General features: G+C 67.5%; 23 protein-coding genes. 2 read left to right on the top strand and 21 right to left on the bottom strand.

The genetic code is table 11. From position 1 onward, the window contains the following. Positions 1-212: 212 nt before the first annotated feature. The 3 genes from AC1DOQ_RS14680 to AC1DOQ_RS14670 form a co-directional block, all read right to left on the bottom strand. Positions 213-1178, bottom strand: coding sequence for a diguanylate cyclase (locus AC1DOQ_RS14680; RefSeq protein WP_477365330.1), 966 nt, complete (start codon positions 1176-1178; stop codon positions 213-215). Between the two features lie 43 nt (positions 1179-1221). Beyond that, the gene (locus AC1DOQ_RS14675) at positions 1222-2181 is read right to left on the bottom strand and encodes a chemotaxis protein (protein ID WP_477365327.1); all 960 of its coding nucleotides are present in this window, start codon (positions 2179-2181) and stop codon (positions 1222-1224) included. A 154-nt stretch (positions 2182-2335) separates the two neighbouring features. Beyond that, the gene (locus AC1DOQ_RS14670) at positions 2336-2821 is read right to left on the bottom strand and encodes a winged helix-turn-helix transcriptional regulator (RefSeq protein WP_477365324.1); all 486 of its coding nucleotides are present in this window, start codon (positions 2819-2821) and stop codon (positions 2336-2338) included. Positions 2822-2928: 107 nt separating this feature from the next. On the opposite strand from AC1DOQ_RS14670, the gene AC1DOQ_RS14665 reads away from it, so the two are divergent. Further along, the gene (locus AC1DOQ_RS14665) at positions 2929-4221 is read left to right on the top strand and encodes a D-amino acid dehydrogenase (RefSeq protein ID WP_477365321.1); all 1293 of its coding nucleotides are present in this window, start codon (positions 2929-2931) and stop codon (positions 4219-4221) included. 1 nt (position 4222) lies between these two features. Continuing rightward, positions 4223-5329 (top strand): alanine racemase, encoded by a 1107-nt coding sequence (gene alr, locus AC1DOQ_RS14660; RefSeq protein ID WP_477365318.1) that lies wholly within the window; start codon positions 4223-4225, stop codon positions 5327-5329. A gap of 117 nt (positions 5330-5446) precedes the next feature. On the opposite strand, the gene AC1DOQ_RS14655 is transcribed toward alr, so the two are convergent. From AC1DOQ_RS14655 to AC1DOQ_RS14570, 18 genes are all read right to left on the bottom strand, one after another. Next, positions 5447-7843: a DNA polymerase II gene (locus AC1DOQ_RS14655; RefSeq protein ID WP_477365315.1), complete on the bottom strand. Its 2397-nt coding sequence runs from the start codon at positions 7841-7843 to the stop codon at positions 5447-5449. Between the two features lie 10 nt (positions 7844-7853). Further along, a complete protein-coding gene (locus tag AC1DOQ_RS14650; RefSeq protein WP_477365312.1) occupies positions 7854-8678 on the bottom strand; it encodes a ferritin-like domain-containing protein in 825 nt (274 codons plus the stop codon). Between the two features lie 82 nt (positions 8679-8760). After that, positions 8761-9399 carry a lytic transglycosylase domain-containing protein gene (locus tag AC1DOQ_RS14645; protein ID WP_477365309.1) on the bottom strand — a complete coding sequence of 213 codons (639 nt, stop codon included), beginning with the start codon at positions 9397-9399 and terminating at the stop codon, positions 8761-8763. Positions 9400-9403: 4 nt separating this feature from the next. After that, positions 9404-10072 (bottom strand): response regulator, encoded by a 669-nt coding sequence (locus tag AC1DOQ_RS14640; protein ID WP_477365306.1) that lies wholly within the window; start codon positions 10070-10072, stop codon positions 9404-9406. Between the two features lie 16 nt (positions 10073-10088). Next, a complete protein-coding gene (locus AC1DOQ_RS14635) occupies positions 10089-10550 on the bottom strand; it encodes a type II secretion system protein (RefSeq protein WP_477365303.1) in 462 nt (153 codons plus the stop codon). A gap of 59 nt (positions 10551-10609) precedes the next feature. After that, the gene (locus AC1DOQ_RS14630) at positions 10610-10972 is read right to left on the bottom strand and encodes a type II secretion system protein (RefSeq protein ID WP_477365300.1); all 363 of its coding nucleotides are present in this window, start codon (positions 10970-10972) and stop codon (positions 10610-10612) included. Positions 10973-11001: 29 nt separating this feature from the next. Then, complete coding sequence (locus tag AC1DOQ_RS14625; RefSeq protein ID WP_477365297.1) at positions 11002-11472, bottom strand: type II secretion system protein; 471 nt, start codon at positions 11470-11472, stop codon at positions 11002-11004. After that, complete coding sequence (locus AC1DOQ_RS14620) at positions 11469-13778, bottom strand: cohesin domain-containing protein (protein ID WP_477365294.1); 2310 nt, start codon at positions 13776-13778, stop codon at positions 11469-11471. Before AC1DOQ_RS14620 ends, AC1DOQ_RS14625 begins: the two co-directional genes overlap by 4 nt. Before the next feature lie 9 nt (positions 13779-13787). Beyond that, entirely contained in the window at positions 13788-14342 is a 555-nt protein-coding gene (locus AC1DOQ_RS14615) for a hypothetical protein (RefSeq protein WP_477365291.1), read from the bottom strand. After that, positions 14339-14953 carry a hypothetical protein gene (locus AC1DOQ_RS14610; RefSeq protein WP_477365288.1) on the bottom strand — a complete coding sequence of 205 codons (615 nt, stop codon included), beginning with the start codon at positions 14951-14953 and terminating at the stop codon, positions 14339-14341. Before AC1DOQ_RS14610 ends, AC1DOQ_RS14615 begins: the two co-directional genes overlap by 4 nt. Continuing rightward, the gene (locus AC1DOQ_RS14605) at positions 14950-15486 is read right to left on the bottom strand and encodes a PilN domain-containing protein (protein WP_477365285.1); all 537 of its coding nucleotides are present in this window, start codon (positions 15484-15486) and stop codon (positions 14950-14952) included. Before AC1DOQ_RS14605 ends, AC1DOQ_RS14610 begins: the two co-directional genes overlap by 4 nt. Before the next feature lie 5 nt (positions 15487-15491). Then, positions 15492-16145, bottom strand: coding sequence for a hypothetical protein (locus AC1DOQ_RS14600; RefSeq protein WP_477365282.1), 654 nt, complete (start codon positions 16143-16145; stop codon positions 15492-15494). Between the two features lie 130 nt (positions 16146-16275). Beyond that, positions 16276-17976, bottom strand: coding sequence for a GspE/PulE family protein (locus AC1DOQ_RS14595; RefSeq protein ID WP_477365279.1), 1701 nt, complete (start codon positions 17974-17976; stop codon positions 16276-16278). Further along, positions 17973-19163, bottom strand: coding sequence for a type II secretion system F family protein (locus AC1DOQ_RS14590; RefSeq protein WP_477365276.1), 1191 nt, complete (start codon positions 19161-19163; stop codon positions 17973-17975). Before AC1DOQ_RS14590 ends, AC1DOQ_RS14595 begins: the two co-directional genes overlap by 4 nt. A gap of 173 nt (positions 19164-19336) precedes the next feature. Further along, positions 19337-19951, bottom strand: a complete 615-nt coding sequence (locus AC1DOQ_RS14585) for an SCO family protein (protein WP_477365273.1) — start codon at positions 19949-19951, stop codon at positions 19337-19339. Positions 19952-19983: 32 nt separating this feature from the next. Further along, entirely contained in the window at positions 19984-21585 is a 1602-nt protein-coding gene (locus tag AC1DOQ_RS14580) for a hypothetical protein (protein ID WP_477365271.1), read from the bottom strand. Positions 21586-21598: 13 nt separating this feature from the next. Then, positions 21599-23830: a S8 family serine peptidase gene (locus AC1DOQ_RS14575; RefSeq protein WP_477365268.1), complete on the bottom strand. Its 2232-nt coding sequence runs from the start codon at positions 23828-23830 to the stop codon at positions 21599-21601. Positions 23831-23839: 9 nt separating this feature from the next. Then, positions 23840-24295, bottom strand: a complete 456-nt coding sequence (locus AC1DOQ_RS14570) for a hypothetical protein (protein WP_477365265.1) — start codon at positions 24293-24295, stop codon at positions 23840-23842. Positions 24296-24297: the final 2 nt, after the last annotated feature.

Genomic DNA, 24297 nt, shown 5'->3' with positions numbered 1-24297 from the left:
ACTCCGGGCTAGGGCCTGCTGCCGGTGATCTGCCGTCATCTTCCTGTAATGACGGCGCATCTGCAGCAAAGCCGGGATACAAACCCAGTAATATGCGCCAAAACCGCCACGCTGGCTAGGGCGATGGCGCGCAAAGCGCCATGAATTTCTTGCATCAATACACGCCGGCGCCACAACGTCAATACAAGACCGCCGCCGCACTCGTAGGTGCGTCAAGCCTCGCCGTCGAGCACCACGCGGTCGCGGCCACCGCGCTTGGCCGCGTACAGGGCCTTGTCGGCCGCTTCGATCAGCGCCTTCGCATCGTCCAGGCGCCCCTTCTCCAGGCTGGCCACGCCGATGCTGAGGGTGACGTAGGGACGCACGGCGCCCGGTGCGTGCTGCAGGTTCAGCGAGGCGACGTATTCGCGGATGTTCTCGGCCAGCCGGCGCGCCTGGGCGGCATCGGTGTCCGGCAGGATGGCGGCGAATTCCTCGCCGCCGTAGCGCGCGGCGACGTCGGCCGGACGCTTCAGCCTTGCCGCCAGCGCCTGCGCCACCGCCGCCAGGCAGGTATCGCCGGCCTGGTGGCCGAAGTGGTCGTTGTAGGCCTTGAAGGAGTCGATGTCGGTCAGCAGCAGGGACAGCGGGCCGCCAAGGCGCTGGGCGCGCCGCAGCTCGCGGTCGAGGGCGACGTCGAAATAGCGGCGGTTGGCGATGCCGGTCAGGCCGTCGACATAGGAACGGGCGCGCAGGGATTCGGCGTGGTCGAGCAGGCGCCGTTCGCGCTCGACGGTCCCGCTGACGTCGCGGATCTCGACCAGGCAGAAGGTCTCGCCCTCCTCCCGGAACGGCGATACCGACACCGCCTGCTCGATCAGGGGCCCGTCGAAACTGCCCGCGGCGCGCAATGGGAAAGGGCTGCGATTGTCCGTTTGCGGGATCGCGGCCGCGGTATCCTCGGCCAGCGCGGCCAGCACCGCCGCCTCCACCCGCGAGCCGCGCAGCTCGGGGAAGACCTCGCACAGCGTGCGCCCCATGACGCGGGCCGCGGCGCGGCCGCAGCGCGGCGTCAGCCAGCTGTTCCAGAGCACGATGCGCTGCTCGGCGTCGAGCACGATGACGCCGCCGTTGACGAGGTTGAGAACGCGCGCGGCCAGCAAGGCGGGCGCGTCGGCTTCTGGCTTGGTAGTGATCACTTGGCAGTTTGGAAACAAGTCGACTGCCGGATCATACCGGAACTCAGGGGCGCAGAATAGCGCGCAGGGTCCGCGACAGGTCTTCGGCCGAAAACTTCGCCACGTAGGCGTCGGCGCCGACCTTTTTCACGTGTTCCTCGTTGGTGGTGCCCGACAGCGAAGAGTGGATCACCACCGGCAGGTTCGAGAAGCGCTGGCTGGTCTTGATGCGCCGGGTCAGGGTGAAGCCATCCATCTCCGGCATCTCGAGGTCGGTCAGCACCGCGGCCACCTTGTCGTAGACGCTCTTGCCTTCCGCTTCGGCCGAGGCGGCGATGCCGTTCAGCTGCTCCCAGCACTCCTTCCCGCTCTTGGTCATGACGAAAGGCAGGCCCATGGCATCCAGGCCCTGCTCGATCAGGGCGCGCGCGACCACCGAGTCGTCGGCGGCCAGCACCACGGCGCCCGGTTTCACGGGGATCCTGTCGCCGACCGCGTGCTGGAGCTGGCGGTCGTCGGTCGGCGGGTTCAGGTCGCGCAGGATGGTCTCGACGTCCAGCACCTGGGCCAGGCGGGCCGGCTGGCCGTCCTGCGGGTCGAGGCGGGCGATGCTGGTCACCATGCCGCTGCCGGCGCTGTGCTCGGACGACATCACCTGGCTCCAGTCCAGGCGCACGATCTCTTCCACGCTCTCGACGGCGAACGCCTGGGTGGTGCGCGCAAATTCCGTCACCAGCATGATGTTGAGGCCGGTCACCGGCTTGACGCCGGCGATGCCCGGCAGGTCCAGCACCTGGATGATCTGGCCGCGCAGGTTGACCACGCCGAGCACGTGCTTCGGCGCGCCGGCGATCGCGGTAATCTCCGGCATCGCGACGATCTCGCGGATCTTGAAGACGTTGATGCCGAACAGCTCGCTATGCGCACCGTTCTCGTCGCCGCCTAGGCGGAAGAGCAATAGCTCGAATTTATTGGTGCCGGTGAGGTTGCTGCGCTCGTCGACTTCCTGCTGAACCGATTTCATGTCCCATCCCGAATAGTTATGATTCCTCTGGGAAATGATTTTAGTGAGGATCGAGGGCGCTGTGTCGGTACGGGGCCAAGTCTTGCGCGGTTTCGCCGGTTTGTGTTCCAAAAAACCACGGAATGCTCTTCCCGTCGTTCCCGCATGACGGGACCTAGCTGCTGATCGACAAAGACAAAGTCTCCTTGACCTCCTCCATCACCACATAAGACTTCGACTGCGCCGAATCCGCCAGGTGCAGGATCTCCCCCAGCAGCCGCCGGTACTCCGACATCTCCGGAATCCGCGCCTTGATCAGGTAGTCGAAGTCGCCCGACACCAGATGGCATTCCATCACTTCCGGAATGCCCAGCATCGCCCGGCGGAAGCGCTCGAAGGCTTTTTCCGACTTCTGCAGCAGGGTGATCTCGACGAACACCAGGATCTGCAAGCCCATCGCCTGCGGATTGACCCGCGCGTAATACCCGGCGATGACGCCGTCGCGCTCCATCCTCTTGACCCTTTCGATGCAGGGCGTCAGCGACAGTCCGACCCGTTCGGCCAGGTCCTTCATCACGATCCGGCCGTCGCTTTGCAGGATGGACAGGATGTGGAGGTCGATCTTGTCGAGGACCCGGTTCGACTCCTTCTGGACGCGCATGAAGATTCACCAAATCTGAAAATAAATATAGAAACAATTATGGCTATATCACATATAAGATAGCAAGATCTTCTGCAACATCCAAATCAATTTTTTCTGAGAACACTATGCGAGTAATCGTGCTGGGAAGCGGTGTGGTCGGCGTCACGACTGCGTATTATCTGGCGAAGAGCGGCCACGACGTGACCGTGATCGACCGACAACCGGGGGCGGCGCTGGAAACCAGCTTCGCCAATGCCGGCCAGATCTCGCCCGGCTACGCTTCGCCCTGGGCCGCGCCCGGCATTCCGCTGAAGGCCTTCAAGTGGCTGTTCCAGCGCCACGCGCCGCTGGCGATCCGTCCGGACGGCTCGCTGTTCCAGTTGCAGTGGATGTGGGAGATGTACAAGAACTGCGACGCCGACCGCTATGCCGTCAACAAGGAGCGCATGGTACGCCTGGCCGAGTACAGCCGCGACTGCATCCGCGAACTGCGCAACGAGATCGGCATCGACTACGAAGGCCGCCAGCAGGGCACCCTGCAGCTGTTCCGCACCCAGGCCCAGTTCGACGGCGCCGCCAAGGACATCGAAGTGCTGCGCCAGGCCGGCGTGCCCTTCGAGGTGCTGGACCGCGAGCAGCTGTCGAAGGCCGAGCCGGCCCTGGACAAGGTGCGCGGCAAGCTGGTCGGCGGCCTGCGCCTGCCGAACGACGAAACCGGCGACTGCCAGATGTTCACCACCAAGCTGGCCGCCCTGGCCGCGGAGCTCGGCGTGCGCTTCGAATACGGCGTCGACATCCGCGCGATCGAGTCGCAGGGCGACCAGATCACCGGCGTACGCACCGATAAAGGCACCCTCACCGCCGACCGCTACATCGTCGCCCTGGGCAGCTATTCGCGCCTGCTGCTCAAGCAGTTCTTCCGCGTCCCCGTCTATCCGCTGAAGGGCTACTCGATCACGGTGCCGATCACCGACGCCGCCCAGGCGCCGGTATCGACCATCCTGGACGAGACCTACAAGATCGCCATCACCCGTTTCGAGAACCGCATCCGCGTCGGCGGCATGGCCGAAATCGCCGGCTACAGCAAGCAGCTGAACCCGGCCCGCCGCGCAACCCTGGAGATGGTCGTGACCGACCTGTTCCCGGGCGGCGGCGATGTCTCGAAAGCCAGCTTCTGGACCGGCCTGCGCCCGATGACCCCGGACTCGACCCCGATCGTCGGCGCCACCCCGCTGCGCAACCTGTTCCTGAACACCGGCCACGGCACCCTCGGCTGGACCATGGCCTGCGGCTCGGCCAGCGTGATCGCCGACCTGGTCAGCGGCAAGGTCCCGGCCATCCACACGGACGACCTGGCGATCTTCCGCTACGCCGGTGCGCGCCAGGCGGACGCCCGTACCGAATTCGCGAAGGCCTGAGATGGTCGCTAGCGTGCACACCGCCCGTGCCGGGGCGGTGCTGACGGTCGACCTGGCTGCGGTGCGCGCCAACTGGCGCCTGCTGCAGACGACCGTCGGCAAGGCCGCCTGCGCGGCCGTGATGAAAGCCGATGCCTATGGCCTCGGCATGGACATGGTGGCGCCGGCGCTGGCCGAAGAAGGCTGCCGCGTGTTCTTCACCGCCCACCTCGAGGAAGGCATGCGCCTGCGCCCGCTGGTGCCGGACGACAGCACGATCTACGTGCTGCACGGACCGCCGCCCGCCGCCACCGCGGAATTCGTCGAATTCGGCCTGGTCCCGGTGCTCAACGATCCGGCCCAGATCGCCGACTGGCGCGCCGCCTGCCGCAGCCGCCAGCAACGCCTGCCGGCCGCGCTGCAGTTCGATACCGGCATGTCGCGCATGGGCCTGGCCCCGGTGGACGTCGACCGGCTGCTGGCCGATCCGGTATGGAAGGACGAGTTCAAGCCGGTGCTGGCAATGAGCCACCTGGCCTGCGCCGACGAGGCCGATCATCCGATGAACCGCGCCCAGCGCGAACGCTTCGCCGTCCTGCGTGCCCGCTTCCCGGGCATTCCGGGCAGCCTGGCGAATTCCTCGGCCGTGTTCCTGGGACCGGACTTCCACCACGACCTGGCGCGTCCGGGCGCGGCCCTGTACGGCGTCAATCCGCATCCGGGCATCGACAATCCCTTGCGCCAGGCGGTCGGGCTGCGCGCCCGCATCGTGCAGTCGCGCATGGTAGCGGCCGGCGACGCGGTCGGCTACGGCGCGCGCTACGTCGCCGACGGCCCGCGCCGCATCGCCACCATCGGGATCGGCTATGCGGACGGCTGGCTGCGCTTCCTGTCGGGGCGCGGGCATGCCTTCATCGATGGCGTGTCGGTTCCGATTGCGGGTACTGTGTCGATGGATAGCATCACGCTGGACGTGACCGGGATTCCGGAGGCGCGCGTCCTGCCGGGCTGCGAGGTCGATCTGCTTTGTGCGCAGCAGACGGTGGACGATGTGGCGCGTGAGGCAGGGACGATTGGATATGAGGTGTTGACGCGGTTGGGTTCGCGTTTTCATCGGGAATACCGATAACCCGTCGTCCCCGCGGAGGCGGGGATCCAAGTTCTGCCGGCGTTCCGTCAGCGCATACAAACTTGGGTTCCCGCCTTCGCGGGAACGACGGTGGTAGCGAAAACGGCGCCGCAACCGCTAGAACAAAGCTCCCTGCGGACTGGTCAATCGCCCAAAACTATCCCCCATGAACGGCAAGATCGCATCCGCCACCGGCTCCAGCTGCCTGGTCAGATAGTGCTCGTAGTCGATCGGCGCCCCCGCCCCCGCCTCGCGGACGTCGAGAGGCTCCGGTCCGGCGGTCGTCATCACATACCGGATCCAGCCGCCGTTGCGGTACTGCGCCGGCCGTCCCTGCCGGATGTGGAACTCGTCGGCGATGCGCGCCGCGCGCACGTGCGGCGGGACGTTGCGTTCGTATTCGTCCAGCGCGCGGCGCAGGCGCTTCCTGTACACCAGCAGCTCCTCGAATTCGCCGCCCAGGGTGCGCGCCACGTAGTCGCGCACGTAGTCCTCGTAGGGCTGCTCCTTGAAGATGCGCTCGTAGAGCCCCTGCTGGAACTGCTGGGCCAGCGGGGTCCAGTCGGTGCGGACCGTCTCCAGGCCCTTGTAGACCATCTCGTTGCTGCCGTCGCTGCCCGTGGCCAGGCCGGCGTAGCGCTTCTTGCTGCCCTCGTCGGAGCCGCGCACGGTCGGCATCAGGAAGCGCCGGAAGTGGACGTCGTATTCCAGCTCCAGCGCGCTCTCCAGCCGAAGTTCGTCGCGCAAGGTCTGGCGCCACCAGCGGTTGACGTGGTCGACCAGCTCGCGGCCGATGCGCTGCGCGTCCTCATCCGCGTGGGCGCGTCCGAGCCAGACGAAGGTCGAGTCGGTGTCGCCGTAGATCACCTGGTAGCCGCGCTCTTCGATCAGCTCGCGGGTGCGGTGCATGATCTGGTGGCCGCGCATCGTGATCGACGAGGCCAGGCGCGGATCGAAGAAGCGGCAGGCGGTGGTGCCCAGCACGCCGTAGAAGGCGTTCATGATGATCTTCAGGGCCTGCGACAGCGGCGCGTTCTTTTCGCGCTTGGCCGCTTCCCTGCCCGCCCAGACGCGCGTCACGATGCCGGGCAGGCAGTGCCGGGTGCGCGAGAAGCGCCCGCCGCGGAAACCCGGCACCGTGTCTTCCTCCGGCTCGGCCAGCCCCACCACCAGGCCGACCGGGTCGATCAGGAAGGTGCGGATGATGGACGGGTACAGGCTCTTGTAGTCGAGCACCAGCACCGAGTCGTAGAGGCCGGAGCGCGAATCCATCACGAAGCCGCCGGGGCTGTCGGCGCCGGGCACGTCGCCGATGTTGGGGGCGACGAAGCCCTGGCGGTGCATCAGCGGGATGTAGGAATGCTCGAAAGCCGCCACCGAGCCGCCGCTGCGGTCGGCCGCCAGCCCCGTCACGCTGGCGCGCTCCAGCAGGAAGTGCATCAGCCCGGTCTTGTCGAAGATGCGCGTGACGAGTTCGCAGTCCTTCAGGTTGTAGCGCGCCAGGGCCGGCTTGTCCTCCTCGAACATGCGGTCGATCGAGGCCATGCGGTCGTAGGGATTGTCGATCTCCTTGCCCTCGCCGAGCAGGCTTTGCGACACCGATTCGAGGCTGAAGGAGGGAAAGCTCCAGGTGGCCGAGCGCAGCGCCTCGATGCCGTCGATGACCAGGCGCCCCGGGATCTGCACGAAGTAGTGCTCCTGCTTGCCGCCGTGCTCGCGCCATTCCATCGCCGCGCCGCCGCGTCCCAGCCGCAGCGGATGGCGCAGGGCCTCGGCATGCTTCTGCAGCACGCGCAAATCGAACTGCACCAGGTTCCAGCCGATCACGGCGTCCGGATCGTGGGTCCGGAACCATTCCTCCAGCCGGTCCAGCAGCGCCGGGCGGCTTTCGCAGACCTCGTAGGCGAAATCGAGCCCGGCCGGATCGCCGTTGGGCGGTCCCAGCATGTAGACCTGGCGCTGGCCGCAGCCTTCCAGCGCGATCGAGCGCAGCTCGCCCTGCATGGTGGTCTCGATGTCCAGCGAGACGGTGCGGATCGCCGGGCGGTAGTCGCCGTCCGGCCTCAGGTGCCCGTCGAGCAGCAGTTGCGGGTCGCCCGCCGCCGGCGTGCCGGCAAACAGCACCGGCGCGCTGATGAAGCGCTCCATCAGGTAGCGCTCGGGCGGGCGCACGTCGGCTTCGTAGACGTCGACGCCGTGCTGGCGCAGGCGCTTCTCCAGCGCCAGCAGCTTGCGGTAGTGGCGGCAGTAGAGCCCCAGCACCGGGCGGTGCTGGAAGTCGGTCAGCGCCAGCTCGCGCAGCTCCCAGCCCTTTTCGCCGCGCAGGACGAATTCGGCGGCCTCGCGCTGCCCGGCCGGGATGAAGGCGACCGCGCGCTGGCCCGGCACGCGCACCCGGCGCGCACCGTCCTCGGTCGCCAGCCAGAACTCCAGCTCGACGCCGGCATCCAGGTCGCGCCAGTGCCGGGTCAGCAGGAAGCCGCGCGGATGACTGCTGTCGTCTGCCTCGTCCATCGTCCGATTCTCAGGCGTCGAAGGAAACGCTGTCGCCACGGTAGCGCGCGAGTTCCGCTTCGGTAAAACCGGCGCGGCGGCGCGCGTCCAGGTTGAACGGCCCCTTCAGCACCGGCGCCTTGTAGTGTACCGCCAGCTGCTCGTAGGTGGCGACCGGCTCCAGGCCGCGCTCGGCGCACAGGCCCAGGTACCAGCGGTTGCCGATCTCGACGTGGCCGACCTCGTCGCGCAGGATGATGTCGAGGATGTCGGCCGCCGCGATGTCGCCGGCCTGGGCCAGCTTGGCGCGCAGCGGCGGGATCGCGTCCAGTCCGCGCGCTTCGAGGGTGCGCGGCACCAGGGCCATGCGCGCGAGGATGTCGCCGCGGGTCTTCGCCACCATCTCCCACAGGCTGTCGTGGCCGGGAAAGTCGCCGTAGGCATGGCCGAGCGTACCCAGGTGGGCGTCCAGCAGCGAGAAGTGATAGGCCTCTTCCTTCGCCACCCGCAGCCAGTCGCCGTAGTAGTCCGCCGGCATGCCGGGAAAGCGCCAGACGGCGTCAAGGGCCAGGTTGATGGCGTTGAACTCGATATGGGCCAGGGCGTGGACCAGCATCGCACGGCCCTCCGGTGTGACCATCGAGCGGCGGCCGACCAGGCGCGGCGGCACCAGCTCGGGTTTGGCGGGTCGGCCGGGAATCGCGCCTTCCGGTTCGAAGACGGCGGCGGCGTCGAGGGCCAGGCTGCCGGCGGCATGCGCTTGCGCCAGGGCCGCCACGCCATCGCATTTGCTGCGCGGGTCCGTTTCAAGCAGGTGGATCAGTGCGCCTGTGCGCAGCTCGGCGGGTACGGACATCGTCGTCAATGCAAAAAGGCGCAGTGTACCAAATCCGCCGGGGCCGCCACCCGGACCACAACATGGCCGGGTTGCTTGAACCCTAATGCCCGTCCAATTGCGCGCGCACGGTGTCGCCGGCCCGCGCATCGCGATTCGAGCGGTAGCGCGACTGCACCTGCTCGACATACCGCAGGGTTTCCTTGAACGGTGGAACCTTCCGCCCATACTTCAGCAGTGCTTTCTCGCCGGCATTATAGGCCGCAAGGACGATGTCGAGCTGGTTGTCGTACTTGTCGAGCAGATAGCGAAGATAACGGGCCCCGCCATTGATGTTCTGGGCCGGATCGAAGACGTCGGCAGTACCGAAGAGCCGTGCCGTCTCGGGCATCAGCTGCATGAGGCCGGAAGCGCCGCGGGGAGAACGTGCCTGCACGTTATATCCGGATTCGACCGCGATGACCGCATGCAGCAAGGCGCCATCGAGTCCGAAGGCCTGGGCGGCGGAATCGATGATGCCGTCGTAGCGGGACTGCGGCAGCGCCCGGGAGGGCGGACCTTCGTAGGCGCGCGCGGCCGCCGCACGCTCCGCCACCAGCACCTCCGCTTTCTGGTTCTGCGGACGGGAGTTGGTCAGTACGACGACGTTGTCGCTGCCCACGTAGGTATAGACATCGGCGCAGGCATTCGTCCCCACGCAGCCAATCGACCACGCCACGGCGAACCTGGCACAGCGTCCCATGACGTCAGTGCTCCCCGAACGTGTGTCCCAGCAACCCCTGGTCGATGGCGAAGGCCGTGAGGGCCGAAGCGTTGTGCATGTCCAATTTCTGCATCAGGTTCGAGCGGTGCTTCTCGACTGTCTTGACGCTCAGGGTGAAGTAGTCCGCGATGTATTTGTTGGTGTGGCCTTCGGCAATCAGTTTCAGCACCTGGCGCTCCCGGTGGGTAAGCTCGCCGAGCGGCGTCGTGGCCGCTTCGCGCCCGGCATTCAGGTAGCGCTGGATCACTTCGCCGGAAACGTCGGGACTCAGGTAGGTCTTGCCCGACAGCACACTGCGAATGGCCACCTGCAGCTCTTCATGGGTCGCGTCTTTCAGCAGGTAGCCGTCGGCGCCCGCACGCAGGCTCGAATGGATGTACTCGTCGGCCCGATGGATGGTGACGATGATGATGCGGATCCGCGGGTAGCGCTTCTTGATGTCGATGACGGCTTCGATGCCGCTCATGCCCGGCATTGAAATATCCATCAGGATCAGGTCCGGACTCACGGTCCGCAAAGCCGCAATCGCATCCTTCGCGTTGCCGAGGTCGCCGACCACTTCCAGCGCCGGATCCATCGAGATCAGCGAGCGCATTCCGGCGCGCAGCAGCGCATGGTTTTCGACAATCAGGATCTTTCCGATCTTTTCCATGTCAACTCCAGTGTCGTTATTGTGATGCGGGCCTGGGCGGCAATGCGGTATAGCGACCGGGCGTGAAAACGAATACCCAGTCGGCATAACTGCGCGCGCCCGCAAATGCGCGGTCGGCCAGCAGGAAGTTCCCCTGTTTTAGCGGGACGCCTGCTGCGCGGCTGTACACGCCCATGATCTCTCCGGCAGCGCTCTTGACGAGTCCCCAGTCGTCGTTTCCCGTCATCGGGTCACGGTAGATTTCACGCAGGTGACGGACGGTGCCCGGCTGGCGGGGATCGCGCAACAGATCCGCCAGCGCCATGGGAAATTTGACCGCCTGGGGCGGCGCATGCTCGTAATAGTGGATGATCGCGCTGCGGATCTGGTGACCGGCGAACAGGAGTTGCTTCTCGCGCTCGCGCTGAACACTATCATGCCATCCATCCACCAGCTTGACCAGAGAAACACCGATGCCGACAATCATGATCAGGACCATGAGATAGGCAAAGCCGCCGTCGCGGGCGCAGGGGTACAAGGGTCTACGTCGGGGAACCATCACCAGTCTCCATAGATGCTGCCGTCCAGTGCCTTGCCCTCGGCCCCGCTGTGGAGGTCGGCGACACCACCCTTTTCCGGGGTATCCGGCGGCACCGCCACCCAGCTGTCGGCCTTGCCTGTCAAGGGGTCCACCGGAATCGCGCGCAGATAATGCTGGCTGACAAGCTCAGCCAGGGTTTCCGGATACACGCCATGGTCCTCGTAGTATTTGTCGAGAACATGACGCATCGCGGCGAGGTCGGCCCGCAATACTTTTTCGCGCGACAGATCGACGCTGTGGAAATAACGGGGAACGCCGATCGTGAGCAGCAGCGAGATGATGCTGAGGACAACCAGGAGTTCCACCAGCGTGAATCCCATCCTCCTGAACTTGGACGGCCTCATCGCGATCACCACCGGCTGTAGGGAACACCATTGATGCCGACCGTTTCGCTGCGCGAGTGGACGTCGTACACATCCTCACCTTCGCGCGGCTGGTCGGCGCTGCTCGCGTATTCGCGTTTGGCCCAGGTCGCATCGTTATCGAGCGCGGGATCGCTTGCCATGGGATCCCGGGGAATGCTGCGCAGAAAATAGAGGCGCACCTTGCCATTCGGGTCGGCGGCGTCGCGCTCGCCTTCCACGAGGACCTTGAGGCTGGGGGGGTAGCCCGAACTGCGTGCGGAGCGGATGATCCTGCCCTCCTCGACCGCCCGGTGGTAGGCGTCGATCGCCTCCCGCATGTCGATCAGCACGCGCCGCAGTTCGGCCTCGCGCTCGCGCTTGACGGCCAGTTCGGCCATCGGGAAGGCAACACTGGCGAGGAGGCCGACGATGGCGAGCGTGATCACCATCTCGATCAGGGTAAACCCGCGGCTCACAGCGAGGTCTCCAGCGACAGCGGTGCCGTCGCATTCACCGGCAAAGCCTGGCCGCCCGGATCGGTGCCGGTTGCGCTGCCGGCCTTGATCTGGGTCTGGGGCGCGCTTGCGAGGACCTCGAAGGTGGCGCTGACGACACTGCCCGCTCCGCTCGATCCGGCCGTGCCGGCGTTCGCAAGGCTGATCGCGATCTGGCCGTTGCCGGTACCCAGGTTCTTGGAAAACTGGGACGGTGCGCCGGCCTGGGTCACGAAATTGCCTTCGCTTACGTCCACCGGACGCAGCACCGCCGGATCGTATTCGAGTACCAGCGCCAGGGATTTCACGGCCTGCGCGCTCTGGGCATTGAGCGTGACGCTGACTTTTTCGCCCACCTTCGCCTGGCTTGGACCCTGCCATGTCAGCATCACCGGTTGTCCGGAGGGCACGGCCGGCGGGGGCGGCGCCGACGGCTGGCCCGGGACCAGCGCCGTGTGCGGCCCCGGCCGGCTGCCCGTTGCCGACGTGCTGACCTGGCCGAAGGACCGCGCCATCAGCGTGCCGTTGCGCGGCGTCGCTTCGGTACCGGCCCAGAACTCGGCGCTGCGGGCGTCGGCGCTGCGCCGGCCGCCGACCACGTGCGGCGTCATCGACAGCACGATCTCCGTCTTGCGCTTGTCGTTCTTCCTGCTCGAAAACAGCGACCCCAGTACCGGCAGGCTGCCCAGGCCAGGGATGCGGCTAGCGCTGTCGCGGTCTTCGTCGTTGATCAGCCCGGCGAGAATCTGCGTCTCGCCATCCTTCAGGCGCAGCACGGTGGTCGCATTGCGGGTGCCGACCTGGTAAGCCAGCGTGCCCGACACCGTGTTCTGCACTTCCTTCACGATCGAGCTGACTTCGAGATTGACCTTGATGCTGACGTCATTGTCCAGGTGGATCTCCGGCTCGACCTCGAGCTTCAGTCCGACGTCGAGGTACTGGACGTTCCCGGTCACCACCGGCGTTCCCGTCGATACCGGCGTGATCGCATTGGTGATCACCGGAACCCGGTCGCCGATCATGACCTTTGCCTTCTCATGGTTGCGGGCGCGGATCCTGGGGCTGGCCAGCAGGTTCGAGTCGCCGTCCTGCCACAACATGTTCAAAGTGAGCGCGGGTATCGGACTGACGATGATGTTGTCGCCATTGATATGCCGGAAGGACTCGACCGGCAGTCCCGCGGCCAGCCCGTTGGCCTGGAGCGAGAAGTTCAGCGACGACGGGTAGTTCACGCCGATTTCCGACAGCTTGGACCGGCCGACCTCGAGTACCTCGACCTCGAGCATCACTTCCGGGTCGGCGATGTCCTGGTCCTCGACCAGCCGGCCGGCCAGTTCGATCACGTCCGGGGTGTCGCGCATGATGATGGAATTGGTCTTTTCGTGGACGAAGATGTCCTTGGTCTTGAGCAGCGTCTTGATCATCGTCACGAGCTGCTTGGCGTCCGCATTCACCAGATGGAAACTGCGGATCTTCAGGTCCTGGAACTCCTTGATCTTGGCCGCGGTGTTCTGGTAGACCAGGATGGTGTTATCGCTGAGCAGCTTCTTCTCCAGCTGGGTCTGCAGGAGGATCAGGTCGATGGCATCCGCGACGGCGATGTCCTTGACGAAGATGGAGATCTTGGTATCGGTCTTGACCTCCTTGTCGAGCAGGACGTTGATCCCGCTGGATCGGGCCAGGGCTTCGAACACCACTTTCAGGGTCGCGTCGCGAAACTGCAGGGTCACGGGGCGGCGGAACTTGGCATTCAAACCCGTTCCCGACGCCAGGATGGTGGCGCGCTGCTCGTCCATTTGGCGCTGAAGGGCCTGGGCCCCGGCATGCCGGTCGTTCTCGAGCAGGATACGGTGGATGTATACCTGGGCCGCATCGACGTCGTTGTTCTTCAGTGCCGCGGCCGCGGCGTCGAGCCAGGCGGCATGGCGCTGCTCGCGGTCCAGGGCCTCGAGCCCGGCCCGGGCGCCGCGGTCCACGGGAGCGATCCGCAGGATCCTTGCATACAGCTCCCGGGCGAGCTGGTCGCGATGGGCTGCGCGCGCCGCATCCGCTTTCTCGAGCAGGCCGGCGACGGTATCGGCCTTCTGGCGCAGCAGGTTGGCACGATAGGCGGCGTTGCCCGGTTCCAGCGCGCTGGCTTCCTCGAGCTTGTGCAAGCCTTCTTCCGGCTTGCCCGAGCCTATCAGCTGCATGCCTTCGCGCTGGAGGCGCTCGGCGGCGCAGCCACTCAGCAACACGACCACGGTGCTGCACAGGACGGTCAGACGGCGGGCATGCGAGGTAATCATGGTGTGGCCTCAAACCGGATCGGTAATGGGAACGGACTGGCGCAACTGGAGCGGCAGATAGGTCATGACCAGCCCGCCCGGCAGGATCCGCTCCAGCCGGTAGGTATTGTCGATCGTCTCTCCTTGCTGGATCAGCAGCAACTGCTCGCCGCGCATCAGCATCACCACCTGCTGTGAACCATCCTTGTAGCTGCCCACGTAGACGAAGGGGTTGGGTGGCGCCGAGGGGGCCGCGGGCGGCGCCGGGGGGGCCGAGGCGACGGGCTGCGGGCTGGCTTCGCCCGCAGGCGGTGGAGGCGCCGGAACCGACCAGTTGGTGGCGGCAAAGGGATCGGCGATCTCGGCTTTCACGGCGGGCGGCGGATCGGCCGGCGCCGCCGCCTGCGCTACGGCTACCGGTGGTGCGGAGGACGAGGAGCTTGCCACAGGCGCGGGCCGCGGTGCCACGCGCGCGGTTCGGCGTACCGGCTCGGATACCTGTTCGGGACTCCAGCAGGCCGCCAGCAGCCCGGCGAACGCCAGGCTCAAGCCCGCGCGGCGACGCTTGCGCAAAGTGGCGATCACAGCGCCGGCCTCATGAAATAGGCAAGCCTGACGGTCGCATCGAGGACCGGATCGCTGAGCTTCGCGCGGCGGAACTGCACGTCCAGCAGCGCCACGGCCCGCTCCCGCGATAAGACGGCGGACAGGAAGCGGCGTACCTGAGGATAGCTTCCATGCAAGGGCAGCGTCACCTCATAGCGCACGATCTGACCGCGCGCCTCCCTGGTGACCGAATATGCACCGTCGTTCAGGGACAAGCCGTATTCGCCCGCATAGCCCACCAGGCGGTCGAGCCGGTCCGGGAACCCGCGCTCGTCGGCGAGCGCACTCCGCAGCCGCTCGATGCCGTCCGCGGGCACCGGGTCGGCGACCGCCGGCCGCTGGGGACGCGGTAGGCTCAGGCGCTGCCGGCTGGCGGCGATCGCGTCGAGCGAAGGCGCGATCGACAAGGGATACAGGGACGCCGCGGCGAACGCCAGCAAAATCGCTGCCATTCCCTGGGAACCGAGCCGGCCCCGCAACAGGCGCAGGCGTTGCCTTAGCGCTGCCAGCCGGACCGCCAGGGCCTCATGCCGGAATCGCACGGGCCGCGATCCGGTACGGGCCTGGGCAATGAAGGCGGATATGCTCATATGCTTCTCTCCCATCTCAATTCCATCGAAAACCTGACCGCTTGCCGGGGGTCGCCCGGATCGACATGGTGTTCGCGCAGGTACACGCCCGGATAGGCGCCGCTTTCCTGCAGCCGTTTCAGGAAGGCCAGGAGCGCCGCCATGCTGCGCGCCTCGCCGCCCAACTGGAGCTGCGGCCGCCCAGGCGTGGGCGTCAGCGACAGCAGGCTGACGTCGGCTCCCGTGCTGTCCTCGATCGCCGAGAACAGGCGCTCCCAGGGCTTCGCGAGTTCCGCACGCAGCTGCGCGGCCAGGGTCTCGTCGGATGGCGCGACGCGCTTGCGCGGACGCTCCTGGGCCTGCTTCGGCGCGCCGACTCCGGCCGCCTGCTGGCGCGCCTCTTCGAGTTGCTGCAGTTGCAGGGCCGACTCCGCCAGCCGCAAGGCATACAGCCCCTGTGCCCCGCAAGCCAGCAGCGCCGCGGCGAGGGCCAGCGCAGGCGCCCGCAGCCAGCGAGGCGCTTGTTCGCCATGGTCCAGGCGGAGCAGGTGCATGCGCTTCATTCCTCGCCCCCCGCGACGCCGGCGCCGCCGAGGGGCACGATGCGCCAGCCCGGCGCCGGCACCGGCTCCGCACCCCGGGCGTCGTCGTCGAGGTATACCACCGCGGCTTCGCGCTGCCCGTCATGCAGGCACTCTTCGCGCGCAAGCAGGTCCGCCAGCGCAAAGCGCCATTGGGGCGTCACCCGCAAGCTGCGGGCGCAGATCCATGCCCCCTCCTCCCAGCGCACCATGCCCAGGCTGCCGGCGTCATGCAGCAGCAGCCAACCCGCCGGCTCCATGAGCTGGGGCAGATGGCGGTTGGCGCTGTCCGCCAGCGCCGGCACCAGGGAGCGCAGGCGGATGCCGTGCTCACGCAGCACTTCCTCCAGCGTCGCGATCAGGTCCGGATCGACAGCGCTGGCCAGGCGCGGCCGCTCGCCATGCCGGCGGTCGACCCGGATGTCCCAGGCGGCCGTGCCCGCATCGTAGAGCTGGCCGAACCGGTGCCGCACGTAGACGGCCTCCTCGTCCTCGTTCACCAGCGCCGCCGTCTTCGACAGCACCGCGTAACGCACCATGCTGTCGGCCAGGACCACGCGGGCCCGCCCGCCCGGCTGGCCCAGCTTGTCCAGCTGCCGCGCCAGCGCTTCGAGCGCTGACGGCCAGGCCACGCCGGCCCCGCCATCGGTATCGGCGTACGAGAGCGCGCCACCGGTTTCGCTGCGTTGCCAGCCACGCGGCGAGAGCGTGGAATGACGTCGGCGCACGCCCACCGCGGCGTGGCCGAGGCGGATGTTCCAGTCAACGAACGACAAAGGTGACACGATTGATCTCCTGCAAGGTGGTCTGGCCCGACAGTGCGATATCGACGGCGATCTCGCGCAGCTGACGTGTGCCATTGCGCTCGGCGGCTTCGCGGATCAGGCGCAGCGGCGCGCGTGCGACGATGAGTTCCCTGATCTCGTCGTTCAGCAGCAGCAGTTCGCCGATCGCGCGGCGGCCCTTGAACCCGGTGCCGCGGCACGCGCCGCAGCCGCAGCCCGCCATCAGGCGCGCGCATTCGGCGCGCGATCCATCGATGCCGGATTCCGCCAGCAGGGCCGGATCCGGGGCCATGGGCTGGCTGCAGGCCGGACAATTCACGCGCAACAGACGCTGCGCGATCACGCCGTTCAGCGCCGACACGAAACTGTAGGGATCGACGCCCATGTGCATGAAGCGCCCGATCACGTCGAAGACATTGTTGGCGTGGACGGTCGTGAAGACGAGGTGGCCGGTGAGCGCCGACTGCACCGCGATCTGCGCCGTTTCGGCGTCGCGGATCTCGCCCACCATGATCTTGTCCGGATCGTGGCGCAGAATCGAGCGCAGGCCACGCGCGAAGGTCAGTCCCTTCTTCTCGTTGACGGGGATCTGCAGCACGCCCGGCAACTGGTATTCCACCGGATCCTCGATCGTGATGATCTTGTCCAGTCCGTGGTTGATCTCGGCGATCGCGGCATACAGCGTGGTCGTCTTGCCGCTGCCGGTCGGCCCGGTCACCAGGACCATGCCGTACGGGACACCGGACAAGCGGCGCATCATGGCCACCGCCTCGGCATCGAACCCCAGGCTGTCGAGCCGAAGGCCGCGCATCTGGTCCGACAAGGTCTGCTTGTCCAGTATCCGGAGGACGGCATCCTCGCCGAAGATGCTGGGCATGATGGACACGCGGAAGTCCACCTGGCGCTGGCGCACCGTGACCTTGAAGCGCCCATCCTGCGGCACCCGGCGTTCCGCGATGTCGAGTTCGGCCATCACCTTGATGCGCGAGACGATTTGCTCGGCCTGGTCGGCCCCCGCCAGCGTGGCGGCAAGGGTCAGCACCCCGTCGACCCGGTACTTGATCGACAGGCCCGCGTGTCCCGTTTCGAGATGGATATCGCTGGCGCCCAGCCTGACCGCATCGTACAGCGTGGAATCGACCAGCTTGACTACCGGACTCGCATGCTCGCTGATGCGAAGGAAAGTCAGCTCGTCCGGCTCCTGGTCGGCCTGCACGTCGGTGCCGGCCTGCGGGACCATGCTGTCCATGGCACGCAGGGTTTCCTCATGGCGCCGCAGGAAGGCCTGCAGGTCGAGCCGATGCACCAGCCGCCAGCCGAAGCCGGCCGGCAGGCGGGTCTCGACCCAGGCCGCCAGCCCCGGCGCCAGGGGATCGGCGGTAACGGCAAGCGGCAGGCCGTCGGCATCCCGCATCGCCATGCAGCGGCGTTCGCTCGCGTCGCGGAAGCCGATGCTGTCGAACAGCGGCATGAAAGTGGCGAGCATGGCGGCATCGACCGGCGCATAGCCCAGCGTCCGCCCGAGGCGGGCGAGGAATCGCTGCGGGTCCAGCCCCGCGGCCTCTTCCAGGATCTCGGTGGCGCGTCCCGGCATGTCGCCCGCCTGCCGCCGCGCCGCACGCAGTTCCTCGGGCGAAAACCGGTCGCGCGCGGCATCGGCGATGACGGCGGCGTTCATTGGATGTTCCCCGCGAGGTCGAAGATCGGGAGGTACATCAGCACCACGATCCCGCCGATCATGGCGCCGATGAGGATCATGAGGATCGGCTCGAACAGCTTGGTGAACTGCTCGATCCAGCGGGCCAGCTCTTCTTCGTAGAAGCTGGCGATGCGTTCCATCATCTCGCCCATCTGGCCGGTGCGTTCGCCGACCCGCATCATGCGCACCGCCACCGGAGTGGTCAGGCCGAAATCCTCCATGGAACGCGAGATCGCATGTCCTTCACCGATGTGCCGCGCCGCTCTTGCCAGCTGGGACCGCATCTGCATCTGCAGCAGATCGCTGACCATCGGCAGCGCTGTGCCGATCGGCAAGCCGCCACGCAGCAGCATACCGAGGGTCCGGTACACGCGAGAAAGATAGAACAGGCGAAGCCGCGCACCGACGGCCGGCAGCTTCCATGCCCGGCGCTGGCACCAGGCACGGACCGGTGCCAGCCGCGCGGCATACACGGTGCCGCCAAGGCAGGCGGCGCCCGCTGCCAGGATACCTAGACGATTTTCGCCAAGGAATTGTCCTGCCGTCATCAACAAGCGGGACGCCCATGGCAGTTCGCCGCCGATGTCCGCATAGACCATACTGAAACGGGGTACGACGTACATCATGAGGAAGAGCGTCACCAGCACGCCGACCACGGCCAGCACCATCGGATAGATCGACGCGCCGACGAGATGGCGGCGCAGGCGATCGACCTGGCCCTGGTAGTCGATGTAGCGGCCGAGCGCCTCTTCCAGCGCCCCGGTGCGCTCGCTGGCGCGCAGGGTCGCGATATACAGCGGGGGCATTGCGGCGCCGCCATGCTCGATGGCATAGGACAGGGGCCTGCCCTCGTACAGCAGGGCCACCATCTGCCGCAGCACGCGCGCGATCTCGGGCCGGCTTTCCTTGTCCGCCAGGGTTTCGAGCGCCTCGACGACCGCCAGTCCCGCCCTGAGCAGGGCCAGCAGCTCCTGGCTGAACAGGGACAGCGGAAAGCGGGGCGGCCGGCGGTGGAACACCCTGCCCCAGGCCGCGGCGCTTCGCAGCGACAGCAGGGCATGGCCCTGCGCCAGGACCTGGCGTGCCGCATCGTCGCGGTCGATGGCGTCGATGTCGAGCGTCGCGATGTCCGCGCCGCCGCGGATGATCCTTGCCTGGAACTTCATTGCCGTTCCCCGGCGCCGGCGGGGCCGGCCTGGATCGCGAAACTGCGCGCTTGACAGTATGGATGGGAATACATGACTGGCCTGCCTGCTCGAACCTTCATGCAGGCACTGTACTAAAACGGATGCATCCCGCCCCTATGCGGCGCACCCTATTTCGGCCTACGGGGTTTACCTTATTTACCCCGCAGTTCCGCGACCAGCTGGTCGGCACTCGGAAAGCCCTCCAGCCGCACCCAGTTCCGGCTGCCGGCCGGCCGCACGAGTGTGACGGCGGCATGGTTCATCTTGTCGCCCCGGAACAGGTCGAAGGCGCGCTGCGCGGACGCGCTGGCATCGACGCTCCCGGTGTAGAAGCGCCACTCGGGGCCGGCGCCGAATTTCGCCGCATAGGCGCGCAAGGCCTCGGGCGTGTCGTTCAGCGGATCGAGGGAAATCGACATCATGCGGACATGCTCGCCGCGCCGTAGCCTGGCCGGCACCTCCGAGAGGGTACGGCTGGCGATGGGGCATACCGTCGAGCAGGTGGTGAACACGAAGTTCAGCAGCACCGGGCCGTCGAAGGCGAGTTCCTCCTCCAGCAAGGTCCGCTTGCCGTCGGCGCGAGTCAGCGCGATCGGCGCCGGCGACGGCCGGTACATGCCCGCACTCCGTACCAGCGGCGGCAGCGGGACGGCCGCGCCCGCTTTCGACTGGTCGTGCGCATGGCACGGCATCGTTGCACCACCGAGCACCAGTACCAGGATGGCCAGGGACCTGTACAGGACACGGCCTCGATCGGACTTTGACATGTTGACCTCCAGAGAAACTCGTATCGGCAGGATCAGGGACCCGCGGCGGCCACGGAGGCGCTTACCGGCTCCGTCTCGCCGCTCACATAGACTTCATGCGCGGCGACACGCATGTCGCGGCCCAGGCTCAGGTGCGGATACATCGACGGCAGCACCGTGACGTTCACATTGTGCTCGACCAGTTCGACCAGGTACTCACGCGAAAAGCTGTCCAGCATGTGCATCATGGCTTCGCCGACCATCGACAGGGCGAACAGCGTATCGACCTGCACCGCTTCCTCGCCGTCGGGAATCCCGCGGGCCCGCAGCCAGTCGCGCACGCGGCGCACGCGACGCTCATGCGCGGCGCCGGTGTCCCAGCGCGTGACCAGCGAACTGCGCTCCCAGCCCGGCGGCGCCACCGGCGCCAGTGAACCGGAAAGGTAGATCGTACCGTCCGCCGGCGGGGACAAGCCCGCAAGCCGCCCCGCGTCGAGCCAGACGACGGTGGCGATGTCGCCCGCACGGCCGAGCCGCAGGTCCGGCCGGGGCTGGTCCCGCAGCACCTGGTCGGCCAGTTCGATCCGGTCCGCCGGCAGCGCCCGCCGCAGCGCCGCCGCGGCGGTCTCCGCCAGCGGGTCGCCGCCGCGGTAGACCTGGGTCACGCGGCCGGCGTGCAGGGTACCGGCCAAGTGGCGCGCCAGGCCTTCCGCCTCGAGGACGATGCCGTCCGAAAAATAGACCGTGTAGCGGTTCGGCGCCGCGACCGCCGGCAGCAAGGTCTGCGGCAAGATGCATGGCAGCTTGCGCCGTTCGCTGAACCGGTGCACCGTCGTCCAGTCCTGGTCGCCCAGCCCGGAGACCAGTGCGAACACCGGCTGCGAACGGTAGAAGCGCTCGAGCTGTTCGCCCCAGCCGTCGGGCGGCCCCTCCAGTTGCCAGACATGCGACACCCAGCGGCGATATGCACGCTGCATACGCATGGCGCCGGCGCTGCGTCGCGCCGGCTCCGAACGCACCGCTGCGTTCTTGTCGCGGATGAAGGCGTCGAGAGCCGCGAGCAGCGCGGCCCGCCGCGGTGGCGGCACGCCGGGCTGGATCACGGTCGCGAAATGCACATCGCGGTCATCGACACCTTCGGGTGCTGCCGCGCCGAGCGTGTGCAGGTAGGAAATCAGGTCGCGCAGGTCGCCCGCCGACAGCGCATACCGCGGCATCAGCGCGCCGAGTGCTTCTCCACGCATGTCGACACCGCTACGCAGGGTCCTTGCCAGGCTCGCGTCGTCGTAGGGAGGACGCTGCGGCTTGCCGAGCTGGTGGGCGATTCTCTGGCTGGCGGCTGCAGGGGCGCGTTCATGGAACAGGTCGTTCGCAGTGATCGGCCGCACCACGAAGGCGCCTTCCGCGGTGCCGAAGCCGCTCGGCCTGTGGCATTGCACGCAGGCCGCTTCCTGGCCTTGCAGGACGATGCCATTCGCGCCAACGCCCCGGATCGCCGTGCCGTCGCGAGTGACGCCGCTGCGGTAGATGCGCTCTCCGGCCGCCGCCGCCGTGACGGCGGGCGCCTTCTGCGCGGCCTGGGCGGCGGCCGACACCTGCCCCAGCAAGCATCCAGCGGCCAGCAGGACGGCCACTGCCCGGTGCCCGAACCTCATGCCCATGGCCGCCTCACTGGACCTTGACGGTGACCGTGGCGGTGTTCGACCACAGTCCCTGCGTATTCTTCACCCGGTAGGTGAAGGATTCGTTGCCGCTGAACCTGAGCGCCGGGGTGTAGGAGACGGTGCCGTCGCCATTGACCCTGGCGGTGCCGCCTTTTCCCGGCGCGTTCACGATCGCCAGTGTCGACGGTGCGATCGTGCCGCCATTCGCATTGTCGTTGGCGAGCACGGCAAGCGTGCGCGCCGCATACGGCGCGCTGCGGTAGACCGGCGCCGTATAGCTGTCCGCCACCGCCAGCGGGGCCTTGGCGGCCGCCTGCACCGCCAGACTCACCGTTGCCGCCGAGCTGCTGGCCGAGGCGTCGGCGGCGCGGTAGCTGAAACTGTCCGCGCCGCTGTAGCCGGACACCGGCGTATACCGGAAGCTGCCGTCGGTGTTCAGCACCAGGCTTCCGTGCACCGGCGCCGTCACCGGGAAGGCTTGGATCGGATCGCCGTCCGGATCGCGGTCGTTGGCCAGCACGCCCGGTGCGGCGATCGAGAGGATCGTGTTGGTGGCGACCGTATAACTGTCGGCACCCGCCAGCGGCGCGCTGTTCGCTTTCTGCACGGTGACCGAGAAGCCTTGCGTGGCCTGCAGTCCGGACGGGTCGGTGACCTGCGCCACGGCGCCCTGGGTGCCAACCTGCTGCAGGGTCGGGATCCAGTTGATGACGCCGGTGGCGGCATCGATGGCCATGCCGGCCGGCGCGGTCTTCAGCGCATAGGCCAGTTTGCCGCCCTCGGGGTCGCTGGCCTGCAGCGCGTAGACATAGGTCTGCCCCACCATCACGGAAGCCGGCGCGGCCGACGTGATGACCGGGGCGCCGCCGCCGGCGCGCGCGGCCAGCAGCTCGCGCGCCGCGCCGACGTCGATAACGCCATAGCCGTACTGGTTGTCGGGCCCGGCGTCGCCGAGGTCGCGCGCGCTGTCGACCAGCGCGGTCTCGATCGTCGACAGCGGCGCCGCCGGGAACGCTCCCGCCAGCAGGGCCAGGGCGCCGCTCACGTGCGGTGCGGCGAACGAGGTGCCCGACACCGTGGCGTACAGCGGCATGCCGCCGAACGACAGGTCGGTGCTGACGACGTTGACGCCGGGCGCGACCAGCTTCGGATACACGCCGCCGTCGCAGGCGGACGGGCCACGGCTGCTGTAGGGATCGAGCGCGAGCGAGGCATCGAGGGATCCGACGGCGACCGCCCCGGGGTTCGAGGCCGGACTAATGCTGGTCGCCGGATCGGGTCCGCCATTCCCGCCCGCGAATACGATCGAGATCCCCGCCGCCTTCAGCGCCTGGATGTCACCCGCGAACTCGGCGTTGCAGCTGCCGGGCGCAAGCCCGTTCAGGCCCCAGGACGCGTTGACCACGTCCGGCGCGTCCAAGGTCGCCACATTGCCGTCGGGATCCAGCAGCCATTGGAAAGCGAGATGAATCTTGCTCAGGCTTCCCGTCCCGCTGTCATCGAAAACCTTGGCCGCGATCCAGCGTGCGCCGGGCGCCATGCCGATCGGCGTGCCGCTGGCGGACGCGCCCACCATCAGCCCCACGGTCTGGGTGCCGTGCCCGCTGAAATCGTAGGGCGTGGCGTGCTGGGCATAGGGGTCGTACCAGCTGTTGGTGCCGCCGCGCCAGCTGGCCGCCAGGTCGGGATGCGCGGCGTCAACCCCGGTGTCCAGGCTCGCAATCACCGCACCGCCACCGTTCAGTCCCATTCCCCACAGCGCCGGCGCCGCGACCGCGTCCAGATTCCAGCGGCCCGACGGCACCGCCGCGGCCTTGGGCGCGCTGGCGAACAGTACCGGACCGTCGTAGCCTATCCGGCCGATCAGCGGGTTGCGGGCAAGTTCCTGCAGGGCCCAGACCGGCAGCGTGACGGACACTGCATTGATGATCCACAGCTGCTGCGGATTCGCGACGCCGAACTGGGCCAGGAGCGGCCACAGCGTCGACGCCCCTGCCCCGGCCTTCGCCTTCAGCGCCTTCACTACCGCGTTGTCGCGCTTGCGCCGGTCGGTCACCTTGAAGTTGCTCAGGTCGACGCGGTCGGGCAACTGGATGATCACGGGCAGCACGTCCGCCGCCTTGTGCTCCGCCATCTTTGCGGCCAGTTCGGGCGTCAGCACCCCCGCCGCCGCCGGCTGCGCCAGCAGCGCCGCCAGCAAGCCGCTTCCCAGTGCGGCTCGGATCCCAGTCTTCATCGCCTTCTCCTATTCGACCGTCAGGCGTGCCAATGGCCGGCCGTCGACCGCGAGCTGGACCGTTTCGCCGGCCTGCACGGCATGTCCTGGATTGACGAACAGGACGAAGTAATCCCGGTCCTGGTACAGTACATGGTTGCGCGCAGTCTGGCGCATGGGTCCGATGACTGGCGACTCGGGGATGCCGAGCGCTGCGCCCCGCCGCGGGTCGAGCAGCTGGACCTTCCTCTTCGAATCCAGCAGCACCGCCGCCTTGGCCGGATCGGTGACGCGGTAGCGCAGGTCGAGGATGTAGCCGTGGGCCGACAGGTGCAGGCCATGGACCGCGATACCGAGCGAGTCGCCGAGGGCCGGATCGCCGGCGGCGGCCAGCGGAACGACCGCCGGCGGCGTCGCACATCCCGCCAGCGCCGCGGCGCCGGCCACGGCCGCGAGCCAGCGGCGGAAAAGGTGGCGTTTGTTCATGG

This window comes from Massilia sp. 01N417 (assembly GCF_056399645.1).
Note: the sequence above shows the minus strand (reverse complement) of the source record. Positions and strands in the feature narration are given on the sequence as shown.

Bases quoted from the DNA above. Each gene is read 5' to 3' on its own strand.
- AC1DOQ_RS14645 (WP_477365309.1), bottom strand. From the start codon at position 9,399: ATGGGACGCTGTGCCAGGTTCGCCGTGGCGTGGTCGATTGGCTGCGTG.
- AC1DOQ_RS14665 (WP_477365321.1), top strand. From the start codon at position 2,929: ATGCGAGTAATCGTGCTGGGAAGCGGTGTGGTCGGCGTCACGACTGCG.
- AC1DOQ_RS14650 (WP_477365312.1), bottom strand. From the start codon at position 8,678: ATGTCCGTACCCGCCGAGCTGCGCACAGGCGCACTGATCCACCTGCTT.
- AC1DOQ_RS14640 (WP_477365306.1), bottom strand. From the start codon at position 10,072: ATGGAAAAGATCGGAAAGATCCTGATTGTCGAAAACCATGCGCTGCTG.
- AC1DOQ_RS14620 (WP_477365294.1), bottom strand. From the start codon at position 13,778: ATGATTACCTCGCATGCCCGCCGTCTGACCGTCCTGTGCAGCACCGTG.
- AC1DOQ_RS14575 (WP_477365268.1), bottom strand. From the start codon at position 23,830: ATGAAGACTGGGATCCGAGCCGCACTGGGAAGCGGCTTGCTGGCGGCG.
- AC1DOQ_RS14595 (WP_477365279.1), bottom strand. From the start codon at position 17,976: ATGAACGCCGCCGTCATCGCCGATGCCGCGCGCGACCGGTTTTCGCCC.
- AC1DOQ_RS14585 (WP_477365273.1), bottom strand. From the start codon at position 19,951: ATGTCAAAGTCCGATCGAGGCCGTGTCCTGTACAGGTCCCTGGCCATC.
- AC1DOQ_RS14630 (WP_477365300.1), bottom strand. From the start codon at position 10,972: ATGGGATTCACGCTGGTGGAACTCCTGGTTGTCCTCAGCATCATCTCG.
- AC1DOQ_RS14590 (WP_477365276.1), bottom strand. From the start codon at position 19,163: ATGAAGTTCCAGGCAAGGATCATCCGCGGCGGCGCGGACATCGCGACG.
- AC1DOQ_RS14670 (WP_477365324.1), bottom strand. From the start codon at position 2,821: ATGCGCGTCCAGAAGGAGTCGAACCGGGTCCTCGACAAGATCGACCTC.
- AC1DOQ_RS14610 (WP_477365288.1), bottom strand. From the start codon at position 14,953: ATGAGCATATCCGCCTTCATTGCCCAGGCCCGTACCGGATCGCGGCCC.
- AC1DOQ_RS14635 (WP_477365303.1), bottom strand. From the start codon at position 10,550: ATGGTCCTGATCATGATTGTCGGCATCGGTGTTTCTCTGGTCAAGCTG.
- AC1DOQ_RS14655 (WP_477365315.1), bottom strand. From the start codon at position 7,843: ATGGACGAGGCAGACGACAGCAGTCATCCGCGCGGCTTCCTGCTGACC.
- AC1DOQ_RS14570 (WP_477365265.1), bottom strand. From the start codon at position 24,295: ATGAACAAACGCCACCTTTTCCGCCGCTGGCTCGCGGCCGTGGCCGGC.
- AC1DOQ_RS14605 (WP_477365285.1), bottom strand. From the start codon at position 15,486: ATGCACCTGCTCCGCCTGGACCATGGCGAACAAGCGCCTCGCTGGCTG.
- alr (WP_477365318.1), top strand. From the start codon at position 4,223: ATGGTCGCTAGCGTGCACACCGCCCGTGCCGGGGCGGTGCTGACGGTC.
- AC1DOQ_RS14580 (WP_477365271.1), bottom strand. From the start codon at position 21,585: ATGAGGTTCGGGCACCGGGCAGTGGCCGTCCTGCTGGCCGCTGGATGC.
- AC1DOQ_RS14675 (WP_477365327.1), bottom strand. From the start codon at position 2,181: ATGAAATCGGTTCAGCAGGAAGTCGACGAGCGCAGCAACCTCACCGGC.